A 2042-nucleotide genomic window follows, 5' to 3' on the forward strand; every position below is an offset into this window, starting at 1 on the left:
GTGTGCCGGCAAAGAAGGTGTTGGACGCGATGCTGATCACCCGCCCCGCCTTCCCCGCCGCACGCATCTGGTCCGTGCCGGCGCGGCTGACGATGAAGGTGCCGGTCAAATTGACGTCGATGATCTTGCGCCAATGGTCGAGATCGACATCGTCCCAGGCGACGAACGGCACGATGCTGGCATTGTTGACCAGAATATCGATGCCCCCGGTCAGGGCCTGGATTTCGGCGAAGAGTGCCTTGACCGATACCGGATCGGAAATGTCGGCGGCGATCGCCCTCGCCTTTCCGCCTATCGCCGCGGCCGCCGCCCTGGCGCCTTCGGCATTGATGTCGCTGACGATGACGGTTGCCCCGTCGGCGGCAAGCCGCGCTGCGATCGCCTTGCCGATACCCTGCGCGGCCCCTGTAACCAGGGCCGTCTTTCCCGCAAGCCGTTCAGTCATGAAAATGCTCCCTCAATCCGTGGTGATGTCTGTTCAGGCGTCGGCGTCGATCACGGCCAGCGCCGCGTCGATGCCTTTGCCGATCGCCAATTTCTGGCCGGCCGCGTTCATGGCGCCGCCAAGCGCCGTCAGCGCCGCAATCGCATAGATCGGCTGGGCGGTCGGACCCATGTGGCCGATGCGTGTCAGCTTGCCCAATGTCTCGCCGCGACCAGACGAAAACACCACGCCGTAGCGGGCGCGCGCGGCCTGGCGAAGCGCCTTCTCGTCGACACCGTCGGGCGTGCGCACGGCCGTGGTGCTTGGCGAGGCGATTGCGTCGCTCGCGGCCCAGATCGACAGGCCCATGCCGACGACGCCCGCACGCATCGCCTTTGCCGTCAGCGCGTGACGCGCCCATACGGCCTCCGGTCCCTCGTTGAGATAGAGATCGAGCGCGACATCGAGGCCGTTCACTTCCGCCACCGATGGCGTGAACGGGAACGGCTTCTCCCGTGACCACGCATTTTCCCAGTCGACGATGCTGAGTACCGACGCGCGCGGCGCTGCCTTGTTGGCTTTCATCTTGGCCCAGGCGCGGTCGCTGACGCCCATGATCGTCAGCGCCGGCGGCGCGCCCAGACACTTGCCGGGGCCGGTGACGTAGATGTCTGCCTTGCAATCCTCGGGATGCGTCTTCATGCCACCGAAGGAGGAAACGGCGTCCACGATCAGGTAACCGCCGTGCGCCGAGACCAGCGTGCCGATGGCGTCGATCGGGTTGATCGTGCCCGACGGCGTGTCGTGATGGCAGACCGACACGACGGTAATCTCCGGATGCGCCTTCAGCATTGCCTCGACCGCCCGCGGATCGATCGCCTCGTTGTAGGGCACCTCGATCTCGAGCAGATGTGGCGAATAGCGCTTCGCCCAATAGCCAAACCCCTTGCCGTAAACGCCGGAGGCAAGGTTGAGCACGACATCGTCCGGCGTGATTAGCGAGGCCGCGGCGGCCTCCAGGCCAAGCACCGGCTCGCCATGCAGGATGACCGGCTTGTTCGACAGCCGCATCGCCTTTTGCGCCTTGTCGACCACACCCTCGTAGAAGAGCTGGAACGCCGGGTCGTAGTCGTAGAGCACCGTGCGCCCGAGGCCGCGCAGCACTTCGGCATAGGCGTTCACTGGCCCCGCGGTCAGGGTGATGACCGGATCGGCGTGTTCGAGATAGCGCATCGTCTTGTCTCCCGATTGGCGGCCATCAGCCGTAGAATTGCGTGCCGGTCCTGTAGGTCTTGAAGTTGTCCATGTCGTGCGAGTACATCAACTCGGCGCCATGGTCCTCGGCGAGTTTCTTCACCTTGCACATCGAATTGACGCCCGCCACCGGATCGATGTGGAAGGCAGCCTGGCACAGCGTTTCAAGGCTCTTCTGCGTATAGGCCGCGTCGATTGTGAACATGATCGGCTTGCGCTTGGGAAACTCCACCAGCAGGCTGTAGTGGCCGATCGAATGACCGGGCGTCGAGATCAGGCGGACGCCCTTGGCAAGCTCGATGTCGCCATCGACGCCTTCGAAGGTCGAATTCGCCCGTGTCGTTCCCGCAAGCAATTGCGCGGT

2 protein-coding genes and 1 pseudogene are annotated in these 2042 nt (G+C 64.3%); all 3 read right to left on the reverse strand.

The window, feature by feature from the left end; translation table 11 throughout:
• On the reverse strand, positions 1-445 hold a 445-nt coding region (locus tag EN943_RS36690; protein ID WP_127416579.1), incomplete at its 3' end, for an SDR family NAD(P)-dependent oxidoreductase.
• 33 nt (positions 446-478) lie between these two features.
• The gene (locus EN943_RS36695) at positions 479-1657 is read right to left on the reverse strand and encodes an alanine--glyoxylate aminotransferase family protein (RefSeq protein ID WP_127416580.1); all 1179 of its coding nucleotides are present in this window, start codon (positions 1655-1657) and stop codon (positions 479-481) included.
• A gap of 25 nt (positions 1658-1682) precedes the next feature.
• Positions 1683-2042 (reverse strand): annotated as a pseudogene (locus tag EN943_RS36700) (N-acyl homoserine lactonase family protein); the annotation flags it as partial.

This window comes from Mesorhizobium sp. M7A.F.Ca.US.006.01.1.1, from assembly GCF_003997935.1.
Lineage (GTDB): Bacteria > Pseudomonadota > Alphaproteobacteria > Rhizobiales > Rhizobiaceae > Mesorhizobium.